16 protein-coding genes are annotated in these 18,671 nt (G+C 34.4%); 7 read left to right on the forward strand and 9 right to left on the reverse strand.

The window, feature by feature from the left end; genetic code table 11:
- The first annotated feature begins 120 nt into the window (after nt 1-120).
- Nucleotides 121-489: a hypothetical protein gene (locus IGJ27_RS12380; RefSeq protein ID WP_178306300.1), complete on the forward strand. Its 369-nt coding sequence runs from the start codon at nt 121-123 to the stop codon at nt 487-489.
- A gap of 122 nt (nt 490-611) precedes the next feature.
- Here IGJ27_RS12380 and IGJ27_RS12385 read toward each other — a convergent pair whose 3' ends face one another.
- Complete coding sequence (locus tag IGJ27_RS12385; RefSeq protein WP_034866477.1) at nt 612-2,045, reverse strand: 6-phospho-beta-glucosidase; 1,434 nt, start codon at nt 2,043-2,045, stop codon at nt 612-614.
- Nucleotides 2,046-2,631: 586 nt separating this feature from the next.
- Between IGJ27_RS12385 and IGJ27_RS12390 the strand changes: the two genes are divergently transcribed.
- The 5 genes from IGJ27_RS12390 to IGJ27_RS12410 are packed head-to-tail and all read left to right on the forward strand — an operon-like array spanning nt 2,632 to nt 5,975.
- Entirely contained in the window at nt 2,632-3,219 is a 588-nt protein-coding gene (locus IGJ27_RS12390) for an ABC transporter ATP-binding protein (RefSeq protein WP_256733894.1), read from the forward strand.
- A gap of 42 nt (nt 3,220-3,261) precedes the next feature.
- Nucleotides 3,262-3,516 carry a hypothetical protein gene (locus IGJ27_RS12395; protein ID WP_256733893.1) on the forward strand — a complete coding sequence of 85 codons (255 nt, stop codon included), beginning with the start codon at nt 3,262-3,264 and terminating at the stop codon, nt 3,514-3,516.
- Nucleotides 3,513-4,265: an ABC transporter permease gene (locus IGJ27_RS12400; protein ID WP_178306299.1), complete on the forward strand. Its 753-nt coding sequence runs from the start codon at nt 3,513-3,515 to the stop codon at nt 4,263-4,265. The genes IGJ27_RS12395 and IGJ27_RS12400 overlap by 4 nt, the downstream gene beginning before the upstream one ends.
- Nucleotides 4,262-5,377, forward strand: a complete 1,116-nt coding sequence (locus tag IGJ27_RS12405; RefSeq protein WP_034700105.1) for a sensor histidine kinase — start codon at nt 4,262-4,264, stop codon at nt 5,375-5,377. Before IGJ27_RS12400 ends, IGJ27_RS12405 begins: the two co-directional genes overlap by 4 nt.
- The gene (locus IGJ27_RS12410; RefSeq protein WP_010737241.1) at nt 5,370-5,975 is read left to right on the forward strand and encodes a response regulator transcription factor; all 606 of its coding nucleotides are present in this window, start codon (nt 5,370-5,372) and stop codon (nt 5,973-5,975) included. Before IGJ27_RS12405 ends, IGJ27_RS12410 begins: the two co-directional genes overlap by 8 nt.
- 250 nt (nt 5,976-6,225) lie before the next feature.
- Here the strand turns inward: IGJ27_RS12410 and IGJ27_RS12415 are convergent, their stop codons facing one another.
- The 7 genes from IGJ27_RS12415 to IGJ27_RS12445 are packed head-to-tail and all read right to left on the reverse strand — an operon-like array spanning nt 6,226 to nt 12,383.
- The gene (locus IGJ27_RS12415; protein ID WP_034700170.1) at nt 6,226-6,741 is read right to left on the reverse strand and encodes a YjbQ family protein; all 516 of its coding nucleotides are present in this window, start codon (nt 6,739-6,741) and stop codon (nt 6,226-6,228) included.
- A complete protein-coding gene (locus tag IGJ27_RS12420) occupies nt 6,738-7,433 on the reverse strand; it encodes a triose-phosphate isomerase (RefSeq protein ID WP_178306298.1) in 696 nt (231 codons plus the stop codon). The genes IGJ27_RS12415 and IGJ27_RS12420 overlap by 4 nt, the downstream gene beginning before the upstream one ends.
- 12 nt (nt 7,434-7,445) lie before the next feature.
- A complete protein-coding gene (locus tag IGJ27_RS12425; protein WP_081128970.1) occupies nt 7,446-8,273 on the reverse strand; it encodes a class II fructose-bisphosphate aldolase in 828 nt (275 codons plus the stop codon).
- 26 nt (nt 8,274-8,299) lie between these two features.
- Entirely contained in the window at nt 8,300-8,584 is a 285-nt protein-coding gene (locus IGJ27_RS12430) for a PTS sugar transporter subunit IIB (protein WP_010720673.1), read from the reverse strand.
- A 22-nt stretch (nt 8,585-8,606) separates the two neighbouring features.
- Nucleotides 8,607-9,953 (reverse strand): PTS galactitol transporter subunit IIC, encoded by a 1,347-nt coding sequence (locus IGJ27_RS12435; RefSeq protein ID WP_010720674.1) that lies wholly within the window; start codon nt 9,951-9,953, stop codon nt 8,607-8,609.
- 23 nt (nt 9,954-9,976) lie between these two features.
- On the reverse strand, nt 9,977-10,438 hold the full coding sequence (locus IGJ27_RS12440; RefSeq protein WP_063627663.1) for a PTS sugar transporter subunit IIA: 462 nt from the start codon (nt 10,436-10,438) through the stop codon (nt 9,977-9,979).
- A gap of 1 nt (nt 10,439) precedes the next feature.
- On the reverse strand, nt 10,440-12,383 hold the full coding sequence (locus IGJ27_RS12445) for a BglG family transcription antiterminator (RefSeq protein ID WP_178306297.1): 1,944 nt from the start codon (nt 12,381-12,383) through the stop codon (nt 10,440-10,442).
- A 981-nt stretch (nt 12,384-13,364) separates the two neighbouring features.
- Between IGJ27_RS12445 and IGJ27_RS12450 the strand changes: the two genes are divergently transcribed.
- A complete protein-coding gene (locus IGJ27_RS12450) occupies nt 13,365-13,460 on the forward strand; it encodes a type I toxin-antitoxin system Fst family toxin (RefSeq protein WP_113803832.1) in 96 nt (31 codons plus the stop codon).
- Between the two features lie 644 nt (nt 13,461-14,104).
- On the opposite strand, the gene IGJ27_RS12455 is transcribed toward IGJ27_RS12450, so the two are convergent.
- Entirely contained in the window at nt 14,105-18,652 is a 4,548-nt protein-coding gene (locus tag IGJ27_RS12455) for a hypothetical protein (RefSeq protein ID WP_178306296.1), read from the reverse strand.
- Between the last annotated feature and the right edge of the window lie 19 nt (nt 18,653-18,671).

Consider the following 18,671-nt stretch of genomic DNA (forward strand, 5'->3'; position numbering starts at 1 on the left):
CTATATGAAATGAAATTAAAAGAAAAAGCACACTTATTTCCACCAACTTAAAATAGCGCTTACAAAATAATTGTCGTATACTAGAGATAACGAATAGGTGAAACGAAAGGAAGAAAACAAATGGCTACTACTTCGATGAACAATTCTCAAAAATATGCGGAACAAAAAATGAAAACTATTGTCATTTTTGATCTGTCTTTTAATTTTATTTCTACCAATGGTAGTTTGCAAACCCAGTTCTTAGAAATGAAATTAGCGAAGTTTTTAAGAGAAAAAAATCAATCTTGGGCTCTTAAAATATATGAAGCAAGTCAGATAGACGAACACGCCTCGGAAGCAGATATTATTTTACTAACCCCAACGTTTGCCTATGCCAAAGAAGAAATTGAAAAGAAATTCCCTCAGATACCAGTGATAGCTATTTCTAAAGCAGAGTACGGAACAATGGATCTGGATCACTTATGGGAAAAAATAAAAACGGTTCTATAAATAAGGTTGGTCAACTTTCATAAACTTTTTACTCTCTTTCAATTTAATACAAATAAATAGTAAATCAGCTGATTTGAAAACAACCAGCTGATTTTTTGTGGTCTATTTACATGTTTGCTCGTCTAAAGCTCTGTTCCATTAGAGGTTGTTACCCGCTTATACCAATCATAGGAGTCTTTTTTATACCTTTCTAGCGTACCAGAACCATCATTGTTCCGATCAACATAGATAAAACCGTAACGCTTTTTCATCTCCCCTGTTGTAAATGACACGCAATCAATACAACCCCACGGCGTGTAACCCAAAAGCACGACACCATCTTCATTGATCGCCTTTTCCATCTCTTGGATATGACTACGTAAATATTCGATACGGTAAGGATCATGAATCGTGTGATCCGCCTCCAGAACATCAATGGCACCAAACCCATTTTCAACAATAAATAATGGGAGTTCATAACGCTCATAAAAAGCATTCAATGAATAGCGGAGACCTTCTGGATCGATCGCCCACCCCCAGTCAGATTCCTTAATAAATGGATTCGTTACGGAGTACGTACTTCCACCACTAACATTCGTTGAAACATCTTGATGGACTTGCGAATCGACCGTATTACTCATGTAGTATGAAAAACCGATATAATCCACTGTACCTTCAGCGAGTGCTTGTCGATCTGCTTCTGTTATATCGATCTGGTACCCTTTACGCTCAAACATTTTAAGGGCATAATTTGGATAGTGTCCACGAACTTGTACATCACAGAAAAACCAACGATCATGCATCATCTGTTGCGCTAAGATTTGATCCGCTGGTCGAGAAGAAAATGGATAAATAGGCACCATCGCAATCATATTCCCAATCTCGAAATCTGGATTGATTGATTTTCCTAGTTTAACCGCCTTAGCAGAAGCAACTAACGTATGATGGCCACAAATGTACATCGCCTCCTCTGGATTTTCATAATCGCCAAAATGAACACCTGAGTTGGTCCAACCAAAAATATCATTTGAATAGTTCATTTGGTTGTTGATCTCGTTGAATGTCATCCAGTATTTCACCTTATTTTGATAGCGCTCAAATACCACTTCTGCAAACTTAAGAAAGAAATCGATCGTTTGACGATTCATAAATCCACCATATTCTTTGGCAATATGATAGGGCATTTCAAAATGGGACAATGTAATAACCGGTTCGATCCCATATTTCAACAGCTCGTCAAAGACATCGTCATAAAATTGAAGACCTTCTTCATTAGGTTCCAGCTCATCTCCATTTGGAAAAATACGTGACCAAGCAATCGATGTACGAAAACATTTGAACCCAAGATCAGCGAACAGTGCAATATCTTCTTTATAGCGATGATAAAAATCAATCCCTACATGATTGGGATAATAATTACCTTCCACAACTCCATCTGTAATTACTCGAGGTACACCATGTGAGCCAGCTGTCATCACGTCAGCCACCGAAAGCCCTTTTGACGTTCCAATTACACCACCTTCAAATTGATGGGCTGCTAATGCACCGCCCCATAAAAAATTCTCTGGAAAAGCCATCCTATCCGCTCCTTTTTCATCTCAAATTTATTTCAATTGCTTTAGTAAACGAAGTTAGAACACCACCAAATGCACACTTGTCAGGAAAAACTTTAGTGACAAGCGCATCAGGTATCGTTTTCCAATCAATGATATCAACGAAAGTATACTCCAAGCATCTAAGTATCTTTCTTGAATCAAAAATACAAACGCTTTCAATTGGTTGTAAGAGGAAAATGAATGAAACATGTTCGTCATTTATTATACCGTAGAACGTCTGATAAAAGTAATTTACGTGCCCCATGAATCACAAACTTCCAAAAAAAAATCAGTTGGTTGCCAAGTAACAAAAGTCCTCCCCCACATCAAAATTAGCGAAATTTAATAGTAGATATAAGTGAAAAGAGTTTCCATAATGAACAATCAACAAGGTAGTTTTAGCTTTTCTCCACTTCTTAATTAATAATAACAACTTTTTGACTATTCAATCAGCAGTCTACATTTCTGTGTTCTTTAGACATGACAATTGTCATGTCCAACTGATGACATCCATGACTGTTTTACAACTCAAAAAATAGCTAAGATAACATCAGCAGGAGGAAAGAATATGAATCCAATAATCGATGTACAAAACTTATCGAAGGTGTATAACAGGACAACCGTTTTAGATAACATCTCATTTCAGATTGCACCCGGAGAGACTGTCGCACTATTAGGAAAAAATGGTGCAGGAAAATCCACTCTGATCAATCTACTTAACCAATTGATTCAACCAAATTCAGGAACTACTTATGTGATGGGAACCCAAGATATCAGGAAAGTCCGTGACAAAGTCGGTGTAATGTTGCAACAAAACTTATCACTCGAACGAGTCACCGTCAAAGAGTGTTTAAATCTTGCTCGTAGTTACTATCACAACCCATTATCTTATGAAGCCTTGATTCGCTTAGCCAACTTAAAAGAAAAAGAGAAGTGTTACTTAGATCAATTGTCTGGCGGACAAAAACGTCGGTTGACTTTTGCAACAACTATGGCAGGAAACCCTCAACTAATTTTTTTAGATGAGCCGACTGCTGGAATGGATAGTAATAGTCGACAATCATTCTGGGAAAGTATTGACCGTTTGAAGCAAAATGGAAAGACTTTTTTTATCACTAACCATTATCTGGAGGAACTAGATCAGATTGCAGATTGAATCCTTATTTTAAAAGATACTAGGTTAGTATACGATGGTACCTTGAAATCATTGCGGAAAAAAAGTGGTCATATAACCATCCAATTTACCACTCCATTACCAAAAGAAACATTCACATCCATTTCAGCTGTTAAAGAATGTTTAAAAACTAATCAGCATCTTCAATTAATCACTGATGAGCCAAACGTAGTGATGGAAGCTTTAATTCCTTATCTTAATCAATTAGACGAATTAGCCATTCAGCAAAATTCGTTGGCTTCTTTATTTCAAAAAGTAATTGGAGGTAGCGGTAAATGAAAAAATTCTTGTTTCAAGTTCAAATCAACTATAAACGCATCGTATTCCGTAACTTGCGCTTCCTCTTATTCAGTATCGCCATGCCAACAGGCTTTTACCTTATATTTACCCAGGTAATAACACAACCAGCAGCTTCGAAAACATGGAATATCGCTTATATGATTAGTATGATTGTGTATAGCTCATTGATTAGTTCTGTTATGACAGTCGCACATACTCTGTTAGAAGATCATACTAGAAAGTTCGATTTATTTGTAGCACTACGTCCAGTTTCAAAATCACAATATTATCTATCAATGTTAATCGTCTTTCTATCGTTAAATATACTTTCGGTTTTGGCACTAATAATGACTGGACTTTTAGTAAATCAGCTAACAATTAATTGGTTTCATTTAATAGGTCTTTTATTCCTCGTTCCATTGTTATCATTCCCACTTATATTGATTGGAATGATCATCTCTCTATTAGGTTCAGATAACGTAGTAAATTTGCTTAGTAATCTCATCGTTTTTCCCATGGCAATTTTAAGCGGACTATGGTGGCCACTTAGCATAATGCCCCCATGGGTACAAAAGGTTGGACACTGGCTACCAACTTATCAAACAGCTGTAATTTTAAGAAGATTTATCAATTATCAACGTTTTAATTTTGTTAGTTTTGGGGTACTCTTAGTTTGGACGATTATTTTATTCGTACTGTTCAAAGTAGTCGTCTTTTTTCAAAGTAAAAGTGAGGTTTCTACCATATGAGTTTTTTCGAAAAGCACATATTTTTCCCAAAACGATTCGGCATTGCACCTTATTTCTGGTTAGTATTTTTAATACCGACGATCTATTCATTGTTCCCCCTTAATTCTTGGTTTGACTGGTTATTTATATTACTTTTAGTTATTTTTTTAAAAGCTTACCGAGATGGCTATGAAGTTCATAAATTTTTAACATGGGATGTTTTCCTTCAATTATTGATTGCCTGCTTATTTGGTATCTTTCAAAAAAATGGCTATCTCTTTATTTTCGTTGCCTGGGAGATTGGCTCCCTGCCAGTAACCAAACGTTTATTCTATCATTATTTGACTGGTTATTATGTAAGCGTCATGATTAGTCTTGGCGCTATGTTGTGGACCACTCGTTTCACCCATTCATCCAGTTACATTAATGTAGGTATCACTATCATAGCTGCTATTATTACACCACTAGCAGCTAAGTCGGTAGGGGAATCTTATCGGCGGATCTATCGCCTCAACCAACAAAATAAACGTTTAGAAGCAGTTGTGCGCCAAAATGAACGAGATCGTATTGCTCGTGATCTCCATGATCATTTAGGCCAAGCGTTTTCCATCATTTCATTAAAGGCTGAATTAGCGGAGAAATTAATAGCAATTGATTCACGCCAAGCAACCAATGAATTACATGATATTGCTGAGACTTCCCGAAAAAACTTATCATTAGTTCGTGGGATCGTTTCAAATTTACAAGAGCGAACAATTGCCCAAACGATGCTAGAAGAAGAAAAAAATTTAGTTCTTACCAATATTCAGCTTCATTCTGTAGGAGAGGAACTAGCCGAAAAATGGCCGACGAACATTCAACATACAGTATCCGCAGTTATTAAAGAAGCCATCACAAATATGATTCGTCACAGCAAAGCTAGTATTGCGATGATTGATTTTACCGAGAATATAGACACCTATTTTATTACCATTCAAGATAATGGACAAGGATTCACTCAACTAAAATCAACCGGCTATGGAATCAGCGGAATGAAAGAACGGATTCAAACTGAAAAAGGACAGTTGACGATCACTGGAACACAAGGAGTAAAGATTGTCATTTCGTTGCCTAAGGAGAATGAGCATGATTAAATTGTATTTGGCAGAGGATCAACAATTATTGAACACTGCATTAACGATGATTTTGAATCTTGAAACAGATTTTGAAGTTATTGGTTCTGCAACAGATGGTGATACGGCATTATCTGACATCATCAAATTGAAACCAAATATCGTTTTATTAGACATTGAAATGCCTAAGTTGACTGGCTTGGAAATTGCTAAGCAGCTTCGTTTATTAAAACAGGATGTGAAAATTATGGTTCTGACTACCTTTGCGCAAGAACACTATTTTCAGCAAGCTTTACAGAACAATGTCAACGGTTATATGCTAAAAGATAGTCCCAGTGAAGAACTTATTCGTTCGATCCGCTCAATCATGGCGGGTGATACGATTTTTTCACCTGAATTGGTTATTCAATCATTCATTACTCAAAAAAACCCTTTAACCCCAAGAGAGCTTGAAATTTTAACGTTGTTAAAAACCGGCATCAGCACCCAACAAATTGCCCAAACTCTATTTTTGAGTGAGGGAACTGTACGTAATTACATCTCTGCTATTCTAAGCAAAACAGCATCACGTTCACGAATTGAAGCGATAAATTTTGCAATAAAGCAAGGATGGATTTAAATAACAATAAATTAAGATCACTGAGAAGAACGCCTTAAGCAAGGTCTTCCCAATGATCTTATTTACCGATCAGATAACTGGCTATACTTTTTCTAAACTAAATAGTTTTTGTTTCCCTATAGTGTTTTCTATGATGAATTTTAGTAGTTTAACCAAAAAAACGGAATGAACTAACTATTATCTTTCGTATTAATTTTTATAGGTGTGATCATTCAATTAGTTTCCCAAATGTTTGTTTCTTATTACTTTTCTATTCACCCATTACTAAAATATGGCATTTTCGATTTCTAACACGGTTTTGATCAAAATCAATGAAATAAATCGAGCCGACAGCTCCTGTCATTAATGTTTCCTCTTTGACAATGAAATTTTCACTTGCTCCGAAGAATGATGCTCGGATATGTGCATCTCCATTTAAAATCGTTCCAGCATCACCAGCATAGTCTGGATCATCTAAGGACAGCAAGAAATCAAGATGCTTCGGACCAGGATAACGATAATCGGTATTTTCCGTTAATTCTCGAGGAATGATCCGATCAAGAATCCGATTTAAATCAACCTGTAAAAATTCATCCCCATTAAAATCCAAATCGTGCATGAATTCCTCAAAAATAACTGAACAAGTAGTATGTGGCGACTGAACAAGACAAATGCCATTTTTTATCCCACTTTTTGCCACAATTTCTTTTACTTGTTCGGTAATATTATGATACGTCACTCGCTGTCCATTTGAAGTCAAAACAAGTTGCTCAGTATAAGTTATCATTTTGTCGATTGCTCCTTTTTCCATTTACTTACTTCTTCAATCATCGCTTTCAATGTGTCCACAGGATCTTTGGCACAAACAATCCCGCTGGTTCCACCCGTTGCATCAGCCCCCGAATCAAGTGCTTTGCGAACATCTGCTACCGTTGAAATCCCTGCTGCCTGCAGAACAAAAATTTCAGGATCCATCTTGCGTACAGCTTCATTGGTTTGAATCATATAAGAAATGTCACTTGCTTGACCTGTGCCTATTAATTCCGTAGGCTCACAAACCATTACATCAGGTTTCAAGGAAGCTACGAGCTTCGCCTCTTCTAAAGAATTCGCACAGACAATAGTCAATAGACCAAGTTCCTTTGCTCGCTTGACGGCATCACACAGCTCACTAACCGATAAAGGACGTTCTGTGTGATTAAGGAAGGTCGCTTCTGCTCCAGCCGCTACAACGCCTTCAGGTAAAACGTGTCCCATCCCTCTACCAGGGACTATCCCATCGATATGTTGAACACTCACAATCAACCGCGTTGTCTCTTCCTTAATCAGCCGAACATCAACATGTTGACAAGTAAAAATGATATCGATGTCGTATGCTGCAGCTAATTGATCCGCTGTTTTTGCTAGTTCCAATGCCTGTTCACCATACAAATAAGATTTAGGATTAACCACAAAAAATGGTTTTCTTACTGTTCTCATGAGAACCCTCCTCTATTTTGTTGCAAATACTTCGTAATAATGCGATAACGTATCCGCAATCGCTTGGTTCGCTAATCGTTTAAGTGTAAAATAATCCTCAGGTTTTTCTTCGTTAATTACATCCATTGCTGCTGTGATAAAATCAGTAAAGATATTAATTTTATTGATCCCTGAAACAGCACATTTGTGGAGATTTTCATCACCAGATGATGAGCCCCCATGCAACACTAATGGAATTGAAACTTCATTTTTAATTTCTTCCAACCGCTCAAAGCTGATTTTCGGTGTTCCTTTGTATTGCCCATGAGCCGTGCCTATCGAAACTGCCAATGAATCGACGCCGGTTTCTTTCGCAAAACGTGCTGCTTCCTCCACTTCGGTATAAATGGTGTCCGTGGTTTCCTTAAATTCATAACTATTTCCCGTTCCCACGTGTCCAATCTCAGCCTCTACCACAACGCCTCTTTCATGAGCATATTCCGCAACCGCCTTTGAACGACGAATATTTGTTTCAATCTCATCCTGCGAAGCATCTATCATCACAGAAGTGAACCCAAGCTCGATTGCTTGCTTGATGATTTCTTCATCTTGTCCATGATCCAAATGAAGTGCTACTGGCACACTTGCTTTTTTGGCTAAATATGTTGCAATTAATGCTGCTTCTTCAAGAGGACATTCTTCAATATGCGCTTGTGCAAAGGCTAAAATTAATGGCTTTTGCATTTTTTCTGCAACCTCTACAAAGGTTCTTGCAGAATCTAAATCAAAAAAGTTTGCTGCCGGAATCGCATAGTTTTCTTTTTGCGCTTTTTCAAACATCTCTTTCGTTGTAACTAACATTTGATTACCTTCTTTTCAAGTATTTTTTAGGCTTTAATCTTCGCTTCAATTTCGTCAAACAACCCATCAATGCCAATTCCGGTTAATAAAGGAAGACCCATAATTACTTTATCTTTAATGTTGTCAGGAACCACGGTCGTACTGACCACAATATCGTAGTCATCAATTTTGCCAATCTCATCAGCAACTTTTGATTGATATAGTTTCACTTCATTTTCGAGTCCTTTTGATTTCAACCATTCTTTTACTTTTCCTGTTACCACTGTTGAAGTAGCCACACCTGTTCCACACATAATTAATAATTTTTTCATCTGTCATCTCTCCTATTTTGTATTAAGCTTCAGTTTGTTTAGCTGCTCTTTTAGGTAAAATGCGATTCACGTAGAATAGTAAACCTGTAATAACCAGACCAATTCCGACTAGGGCAAAGTAACCAAATAGTTTTGCACCACCCACGTATAGAAGTGTTGTCCACAGTCCACCTTCTGCCATCGCAGTTACTGATGAATGTCCTTGTAAATCAAAGTTTGCCGCTTGTGCTGCTTTTGTTAAAAATGGTGCCACCCATGAAGTGATGTATAAAATGGTGACCATGTAGATCGTCCCACCTAAGATTGTTCGAATAATGTTGCCACCAAAGACAGCTGCCATCAAACAAACTAAGAATGGAATAGTTGCCAAATCACCGAAAGGCAAGGTTGTGTTACCTGGTAAAATCACTGCTAATAAAATCGTGATTGGGACTAAGATTAACGAAGAAGACAATACAGCTGGGTGTCCTACTGACAATGCGGCATCCATTCCGATATATAATTCTCTTCCTGGGAAACGTTTTTGAACAAATGAATTTGCTGATTCTGAAATAGGCGTTAAGCCTTCCATTAAAAGTGCCACCATTTTAGGCATTAAGACCATTACAGCACCAGTTTTCACCGCTAATTGTCCAATTCCCGCAACATCATAGCCAGCTAAAATCCCCATAACCAAACCAATTAAAAAGCCCATGACTGTTGAATCACCAAAGATGCCAAACCGTTTTTGAATCGTTTCTGGATCTGCATGCCAATCTTTCAATCCTGGAATCCTATCGAATAACCAATTTAAAGGTAAGGCAAAAACAAACCCGGGTGCTGCGGTTCCGTGTGGGAAGGTGATATTTGGAAATCCATAGAATTTATTGATGATTGGTCCTAAAATATCGCCAAACAATAAAATCATCATTGTATAAATAACCGTTGCCAACATGCCCATTGCAAAGTCATTCGTTACTGCGTAGACAAGTGAAGCAACAAATGCTGCATGCCAGATATTCCAAATATCAACATTCAGTGTTTTTGTTAAGCCAACAATAATTAATAACACATTGACTACGATAGCTACTGGAATCGCCAAACTACCTAAAACGGTTCCATAAGAAATCGCAGCTGCTGCCGGCCAACCAACGTCAATGGTTGTTAAGTTTAGTCCAAAACGTTCAACCATCGCTTGTGCTGCTGGTCCTAAGCTATTGGTCAATAAATCGATAACTAAATTCAACCCGACAAATCCAACACCAACCGTTAATGCTGAAATAAAAGCCTTACTCGGTTTCGTTCCTAAAATCAAACCAAAAACAAAAATTAAGATTGGCAATACAACGATTGATCCGAGATCAACAAATTTTTGTAATAAATCTAACATAATGCTCCCCCTCAAAATGGTTATTAAACGAATCCTTCTTTTTCAATAATGTGATAATACTCCTCAGTATTATTTACAGCTCGAAGCTTTTGAACCACCTCTTTTTTTTGAAACATCGTAATTAACTTCTGTAACATTTCTAACTGTGCATGTGGTTCTTTCAACGCTAACATGAAGATCAAGCTGACTGAAATTTCCTTATCTGCAGTTCCCATTTCATAAAAAGTTACTGGTGTTTTCAATGACATAAATGCAATTTGAGAATCATTCACGTGTTCTGCATCCGTATGTGGTATAGCAATCCCAACATCATTGATTAATAAGCCAGTAGGAAACACTTCTTCTCTTTTCAGTACATTCTCTGCAAACGAATCCTTCACTAAACCTGTTTGATATAGACAAGTTGCAATAATTGATAAAGCTTCCTTCTGACTCTTTACCTCAGATTGAAATAATGCAATTTTCTTTCCAAAATAACTCGTCATCTTACTTCCTCTTTCCTATAATTTCGTTAATAATCTCATTCCTTGTTTCTTTACTTGCAATACTTTTTATTCTCTCAGGTGAGACAAAGACATCGTAAAGTAGTGCAATCATATTTTTCACTTGAATCATATCTTCTTCTGCAATCGCTAAGAATAAAACAACCCTTATATCCACATCTCCCCAAGTAATTTTGTTTTTTAGAGTGATAATAGAAATTTTTGTTTTGACTACATATTTAGGATTTGCATGTGGGATGGCTACGCCTGATGAAAGTCCGGTAGCTCCTAGTTTTTCTCTTTGAAGTACAACCTCAAGAAAATTATCCTTTACTAATTGTTCTTCTTTATATTTCTCAGTGATGAAAGAAAGTACAGATTCTCTACTATCAAAATCTTGATTCAAGAACATCCAACCATCCTTCAAATATTTCTTTAAAATCGTTTTATCCGGTGCAATGGATGGTAAAAATGTATTGTCTTGTTGATTCAAGGTAAGAAGATGACGATTAATCAATGCAATTTCTTCTTTCGTTGGTAATGGTCGAACATAAATAATCGGCGTTTGATACTCATTTTCCAATTTGACTGTTGAAATAATCAAATCGACACTATCTAAGTTGTAATCCTGCAACTTTTGAACATCAATCACTTCATAGACTACGGTGCTAGGAGAACTATGACGAATACGCTGAAATAATAATTGCGAAGTTCCCAACCCAGTTGGACAAATAAGAAAAACATGCTTCGTATTCACAATTTTTTCAAAAGCTAACTGAAAATGAATAGTCAAAAAAGTAATTTCATCATCCGTTACTCTGATCCCCATTGCTTTTTCCAATTTTGGAATACAGTAAGTTGTTAGCGTATACATTGTGCTGTATTGCCGAATGATATCCTCTTTTAAAGGATTTTTAATGGTAATCCCCATTTGCAACCGATAAACCATTGGCTCAATATGGGCAAATAGAGATTGAAGCAGTTGACTATCTTGCTCCAAATCCTTCTCAACAAGTGTCGACATATCTTGAATAAATTGTTTGGTGGTCTCCATGATTTGTTGACTATGGGTTGCCAGATTCACAAACGGTCTCACTCCATGCCCCATAAACAACGAACAAATAAAGTAAAGATCATTTATCGTAAAGGAACAATTCAATTCATCTTTGACCCCATTTGAAAAATCTAGTGCCACCATATATAATTCCATTTTCTTTATTTCGACAAACAAAGGATTTTTATTTGTTTGTGAATGGTAGCCATGCTTTACTCGACCAATCAAAGTTAACAACGAAAGTTTGAGTGAATGGACAATATAATTTGTTGGTTGCTGTTTAGACTGTTGGTAAAAATTCTTTACAAAATCATCCACAAACTTAACCATCGCTTGATCAAAAACAAAGTGATATTGACATTTTTCATTCCCTACACCGATGTTTTTTTCAAAATAATTGACAAATGTCCGCTGGATCAACTCTTCAGGTGTTTTTTGTGTGTCTATTACATGATTTGAAGTAATCCTAATCCCAGCTAATCGACAATATTTGATGATTTCCTCATAGTCCTTACGTAAAGTTGCAATACTGACAAAAAACTTTTTTTCAAAATACTCATATCTTTTTTTATCCGTTTTAAAAATTAGATTGGCGAATAAGTACACTCTCCGATAATTTGAACTATACTTTACCTCTGTTGACATAGCTTCTTTACTAGTGATAAATATTTTGGCATCATTTTTTTTAGTTGACGTTCCAATTAAGTAAATCCCAATGCGAGGTTTTTTTTCAATTTTTAACTCAAAACGATTCAAGAACTGTCCAAGCTTCTGAATATCTTGATAAATTGTTTTATTCGAAACATTGAGTTTTTCACTAAAGAAACTTGCTGGTTGAAAATTCTCCTCCTCTAAAAGTAATTCAATTAACTGACTCTCGCGCTTTGATAACATCCATCATCACCTCAGAAAACGTTTTCCTTGTCTATATCATAGAGTTTTTCTCCCTAAAGATAAATACGTAATCGGTTCCACATTAAAGTGGAACCGATTATTATGACCCTATACTTTTTGATGTTGGTGAAACTCACGACAACTTTTTTATGATTTAAAATGAAAAAAGACACCTTCCAAAAATGGAAAGTGTCTTGAAAGTCATGCTCAAGGTAACTTCGTTCAGCATAGCTTCGCCCAGTGTGATTCTCGTAACTCGCCCGATCTGTCTGAGAAGTTTCCGTAAGCTTGCAAAATGATTCCAACAAGATAACAAACAAAAGGCATGTAGAATAATTAAATTCTTTCACCGCCATCCACCTCTTTTCTCCGCCATTTTATACTATTTGGCGGAGAAAGTATTTCATTTATTATATTTTCTCAACACTGTAAAAAAAACAACATTTTTTAGGCAAGAAAAGTCAAGAAATATCCAATATCATTATTTATATACCCCAAACTTTCCTAAGATAACTACTAAATTATCGATCTATCCACTTATGAAAAATTTGAACAACGATTAGCAGAAGTAAAAAATGCTAAATGAATAGCATGTTTAAAAAGCTAGTATCCATTTCCATACCCAAAAGTACAAAAAAAGACACTCTCCAAAAATAGAAAGTGTCTAAAACATTGATATAATAGTATTCTTAACGTTTTGAAAACTATGAAGCTTTACGAGTTTTCTTAAGAGCTAGTTCTGTGGCAGAGATTTTGAAGGGGATGGATAGCAATAGATTGAGCAACTCTTCAACAAGTACGATTTTAATGGATTTCACCACATTTTAAGACCTTCGTACCTAAAGACGTACCCAAAAAATATGCGTGAATCAAAAAGACTATTTTATAACAATTTCTCACCCATAAAATTTAAGTTCACTTCCTAATGCACAATATGCTATACTCACTTTGGCAACTTGCCCTCAAAGGGGGTGTGCTTTATTGGAAAAAATAGTATCCTTGGTCATTGCGCCTATTTTTGTAGGTATCGTTATCAAACTTTTTTCTCACTGGTTAGATGAGACAGACAATGACTAAAAGCAAGTTGCTTCTAGCCCACTCATTCGTAGTCGCAACGAATGAAAAAGAAAACCACTCTATTCGCAGTAGAGTGGTTTTTGTGCTTTATTGATAAAAATAGTATCGCTTCGCATAATTATCATATCAAAAAGAATGTAAAAAATCAAATTGCCTATATTAAAGGATTCAGTACCCATAAGTAGTAACCTGTTAACGCCTCAAAAGATAGATAATTTTTTTACAGGGATCAACTTGTATAATTATTGAAAGATCAAATAATACACCAGTCAATATAACTTGTCCTGGCGCTAAATTAGGAATACTCTCTTTGGAAACACTATCTAATGAAGACATTGTTTTATCCAATAAATGCAAATCATTGTCGTACCCAAAAGCATAAAAAAGACACCTTCCAAAAATGGAAAGTGTCTGAAACGTTGATATAATAGTAGTCTTAACGTTTTGAGAACTGTGAAGCTTTACGAGCTTTCTTAAGACCTGGTTCTGTATCAGAGATTTTGAAAGGGTTGGAGAACCTTTTAACAGCAATGGATTGAGCAATATTCTAATAGGTACGGTTTTATTGGATTTCACCACATTTTAAGACCTTCGTACCTAAAGACGTACCCAAAAAATATGCGTGAATCAGAACGATGTTGTAACTATCTTTCCATTATTTCTTGACTCAAACTCCTAATAGAGCCAATTTGTTTCTCAAACATCAAATCCCACAGATTAAGACATTCCTCTGCTACCATTTTCATTTCGTCTAGTGAGGAACCGGAAGTTTCATCGTATAATCCGATTATTAATTTAGAAATTTCATCGTCAATACCCCAAATATAGTTGTCAGGATTCCTATTTTCAATTATCTGATAACTCATTGAGAGAACAATATCTTTATAATCAATTATTGATTTTGATTCTTGTTCAAGATAATGTACAAAACCATGTACCGTTCTACGACTCATATCTGAGTCCATTATTTCAAGTAAAAATTCTTTATCTCGATTCAAATTAATACGATTATTATAGAAAAGAGATGAGACTGGTACTTCTAAATCTAATTCACTATTTTTAAATATTAAAATTATTTCTTTGGCAATATTATTAAATTTATCCTTATTAAAATAAAGATTTGCCATTTCAAGAATGCACTTAGCTTGTACTTCACTCATAATATCAATATTGTCTAATATATTTTCAAATTCATTGTGAAGAATATACATTTCACAAAGACAATATGATCCCATTTTAATAATATCTTTGTCTTCTGATTCATAGCAACTCATAATAACTGATAATACTCGTTCACGATATTTAGGATATAAATAAAATAGCATATCTTTTGTTCCAGAAAAGCCAGCGAATTTACAATCTTGTTCATACAAATCCAAAATTTGTGCTGACGCCCAATCTCTATCAATATTATAGGATGGCCATAGAGCATATAAAGATGCTAATTTCACTGCTGGATTTTGATCGGAGACTAATGATTCAATCGCTGTTTTAAATGAACCAAATAAAGTCTTATGATCCCACAACAATCTCCCTATAGTTTGAGCAGCTGAACCTCTTACACAATTAATTGAATTGCTTTGTAGCATATTAAAACTTTTCATTTCTTTATCATCATAAGTAGTTACATTTACTTGCCCAATTTCAGGATTTCTATGATTAATTGCTATATCCACAATAATATCTACGATACTTGAAGACCAAACATTATTACTTTTTTTATTTATAATCTTACAAATATCATTTGCCCTATATGAGGTATAATCATATGAAAAAGTTAAAATCAGTTTTTCTAAAAGCTCAACTGATACCTCTTCAATATTCCCACTAGAAGCAACTCCACTAAACAATGCATCGATATACTCCACAAAAATTCCTTCTTTATGATGAATAACCAACTCTATGAATCTCTTAGGATCTTCTGATACTACTCTTCCAAAACTACCAGAAAATCCCTCAATAGAATTATCTATAAAATCATCGTTCCAAAATGAATGATCTCTATTTTTGATCTTTTTATTTGTTAAAATTTTTAACCACTGCCTGTCGCTAAATTTCTTACCAGATATTGGAGAACTTACAGTACCTGATTGAATTCCATGCTGTGCATAATAATTTGTACCATTAGGAAATTTGCGCTTTAAAACCTTAATCATATCAGTAGCTTGAGTACTCATACGGTTAGGGGGTAAAATCTCTAAAAGTTCTTTTTGTAATTCTCCACAAAAATTCCAATAAACTCGCATACCGTTTTCTTCTTTATTATATTCAATTCTTCTTTTATAACGCTCTTTCGCATTCGAAGGAAAATACTTCAAAATTTTATTCTCTAATTTACTAAAAATTTCTTGACTACAGTGCTCAGCATGCTTAACTAATACTTTTTTAGCAAGTGATAACTCACTCTTGCCTCCATCTGTTAATACAAAGATATTATTATCAAAGTCCTGAATTAAGTATTCTATTACTAAATCACTATATGATTTGGGTAACTGTACAAATCCATCTAAAAGAATTTCATTAAATAAATAAAATCCCTTCCCCATAAACTTCTGATAATATTTCCAAAAGATTGAGGGATCAGAAGAAATAATATTTGCATTTGCTTTTTTTACAATCTGAATACAGGTTCTTTCTAACCCATTGTTATGCTCATAACGACCTGACCATTCATTGATAGTTAACACTCCATCTTTTTGGGTTGGAATATATGGAACCAATAAATCAATAATTTCCATTCCACTGTTTACAATTATTTCAGACACACTATCAAGAAATTCTTCTTCATACCTGTAGAGACTTTTTCCGTGCTTATTAAGCTTATTTTTAAGAAAAAATTCCAATATTCTTATAGCTTTCATTTCGGTATTTTTCATCATATTTCTTATATTAATATAGGTTCCCGATTTTTCTGGATATTTTTCATAGAATTTCATTCTTAATTCAAATAATTCGTCTGTATCTTCATTCAAATCATATGGAAAACACCTTACAAATCGATTGTCATCTTCTTCGGATTTAAAAGAATTCTTTTCAATAAATAATATATCTTCTGAACTGTAGTCTGGAGATATACTTTCTAACAAGTTAAATACTATCTTTTTTCTTTCAGAATCTTTAAACCATTTATCCAAAATCCCTTCTTTCCGCAATAACCTAACATATTGGGGTTTCGTCATAAAAACACTTCTATTAAAGTGTTTTTCATATATTTTATCTTCACATCTATCAAGAATAAATCTTTGTATATTTTCATCTAAAATTTCTACTTGATTCAATATTTCTAAAAAAACAAATTTTATAAAATATCTGATTTTATCAGTTTCAAAAATTTTTTTCCCTACTTCTAAAAAATCATAACTATCATATTCCAACAGCATTTCTAAAAACATTTGAATTTGATATCTCTTACTTGGAGTCTGTTTATCCTTAGAACCAATTAGGTCTATGATACTCTCTCCATCAAAATATCTTTTTACTAATTCATCAGCAAGAAAGCAATCTAAAATAGATTGATGGGCAAAGGATACTTTATTACCTTGAATAATAAAAAAAGAATTTGATGCTAAAAAATCTATATATGATTTACTTATATTAAGTGCTTTTAAAGGAAAATATATTCTACCATTTTTTTCTAACCAACTTACTATTTCTGACTTTATTTTATTTAATTCTATTTCATCAAGCCCTGAAATAGAGCATTTTTCAGATATTTGATTCCACCATTCTGATACTAAGTTACTAGTAGAAGAACATTCGGCATAATTTTTTCTAGGATCTAACTGCTTCCATATATAAAGATTGCTGGGTATCTTTAATACTTCCTTCAACTTATTCGTTATTTGATTATATCTTTCTCCAATAATAGGACGAACAATTTCCTCGCTTAAATCATTAATTTGTATTTTGTTCCATTTAATTGAATTAATTCCCACATTTGACTCTCTAAATAATAAACTAATATTATTATCATTATCCAAATCGTAGGTGCGACAAACAAAAACAACAGAAATATTGTGCTTTCTTTCAGAATTTAATTTCAGCACTTGATCTATAATTTGTTCACATACTAGTAATGACTCCCTAGAATGAGCCTGTGTCCAACGTAACGCATCCAACTGGTCTAAAATAATAACAGCATGTTTATTTTTTGAAATACTATGCATACAATGTGCAATAGATGCGGGTAAACCTATCTCTTTCCCCCAATTTTCAGCAGTTCCTTTAGGGATTCGCTCGTCTAATTTAATTGCTAAATATGGTATCTCTTTCTCTTGACAATAATTTATAATATCTACTGTACAGCCACTTTTCCCACGACCAGCTCTTCCATGTATTATAATAGATTCTCCTGCATCTATCCTTCCTCTACATAGCGAAAATTCCTCTCTAATAATCAATGTGTCATCAATTTTTGAGAACCCTTTTTCATATTCCACATTTAATTCATTAATTCTAGGTAGTATTCGCTTATCCGAAGTCAAATTTCTTAATTGTATTTTTTTACTTTCAAGAAATGAATATATATTAGAATAGTTAATTTCTTTCCCTAAAATATCGCCTTCAACTACCCAGGAAATGAATAAATTATATATTTCTTCTTCGTTTCCTATTAAAAGATAACGAATTTTATCTAAGATAGTTTCTTTTAAACTAGCATCTAGAGTTTGTCGATAATAAATTCTATTTAAATAAGAAATACATCTAGCTAGTTCTGACTCTATATTTTTATTTATAGACATTGCATTACAAAAATTATTAAAAAAAGTAATGAATTTTTTACTAGCAGTAAGTATTTGTCCTGAATAAAAATTATGTGGATCTCCACCACTACTCTTTGCTCTTTTAACCAAATCTTCTAAAAAAGTAAAGGTTAAAGGAGAAATGAGAGAAACTGTATTTGCGTCATCTCTATCTAAATGATATTTCCAATGATCGAAGATACCTTTAGCATTAACACTAGCATAATCCCAGTATTCTTCACTTCCATTTCTACCTTTACATTGTTGACCTTCCTTTATTCCGTTTTTTCTCCCAACCCATATATCTACTCCTTTTTCATCGTCACCAAGTGCTTCTAAAATAACATATTCAATTTTCTCTTCTAAAATTTGTAACAATTGATATACTACCCATCTTATTTCAAATCTGTTACCATCCTTATCTGCTCTTCCACCTTTTTCATATGGCACCCTTATCATCCCCTATTGA

The organism is Enterococcus sp. DIV1726a (assembly GCF_051710985.1).
GTDB classification, from domain to species: Bacteria; Bacillota; Bacilli; order Lactobacillales; family Enterococcaceae; genus Enterococcus_B; species Enterococcus_B hirae.

Bases quoted from the DNA above. Each gene is read 5' to 3' on its own strand.
- IGJ27_RS12380 (WP_178306300.1), top strand. From the start codon at position 121: ATGGCTACTACTTCGATGAACAATTCTCAAAAATATGCGGAACAAAAA.
- IGJ27_RS12385 (WP_034866477.1), bottom strand. From the start codon at position 2,045: ATGGCTTTTCCAGAGAATTTTTTATGGGGCGGTGCATTAGCAGCCCAT.
- IGJ27_RS12390 (WP_256733894.1), top strand. From the start codon at position 2,632: ATGAATCCAATAATCGATGTACAAAACTTATCGAAGGTGTATAACAGG.
- IGJ27_RS12400 (WP_178306299.1), top strand. From the start codon at position 3,513: ATGAAAAAATTCTTGTTTCAAGTTCAAATCAACTATAAACGCATCGTA.
- IGJ27_RS12405 (WP_034700105.1), top strand. From the start codon at position 4,262: ATGAGTTTTTTCGAAAAGCACATATTTTTCCCAAAACGATTCGGCATT.
- IGJ27_RS12410 (WP_010737241.1), top strand. From the start codon at position 5,370: ATGATTAAATTGTATTTGGCAGAGGATCAACAATTATTGAACACTGCA.
- IGJ27_RS12415 (WP_034700170.1), bottom strand. From the start codon at position 6,741: ATGATAACTTATACTGAGCAACTTGTTTTGACTTCAAATGGACAGCGA.
- IGJ27_RS12420 (WP_178306298.1), bottom strand. From the start codon at position 7,433: ATGAGAACAGTAAGAAAACCATTTTTTGTGGTTAATCCTAAATCTTAT.
- IGJ27_RS12425 (WP_081128970.1), bottom strand. From the start codon at position 8,273: ATGTTAGTTACAACGAAAGAGATGTTTGAAAAAGCGCAAAAAGAAAAC.
- IGJ27_RS12430 (WP_010720673.1), bottom strand. From the start codon at position 8,584: ATGAAAAAATTATTAATTATGTGTGGAACAGGTGTGGCTACTTCAACA.
- IGJ27_RS12435 (WP_010720674.1), bottom strand. From the start codon at position 9,953: ATGTTAGATTTATTACAAAAATTTGTTGATCTCGGATCAATCGTTGTA.
- IGJ27_RS12440 (WP_063627663.1), bottom strand. From the start codon at position 10,438: ATGACGAGTTATTTTGGAAAGAAAATTGCATTATTTCAATCTGAGGTA.
- IGJ27_RS12445 (WP_178306297.1), bottom strand. From the start codon at position 12,383: ATGTTATCAAAGCGCGAGAGTCAGTTAATTGAATTACTTTTAGAGGAG.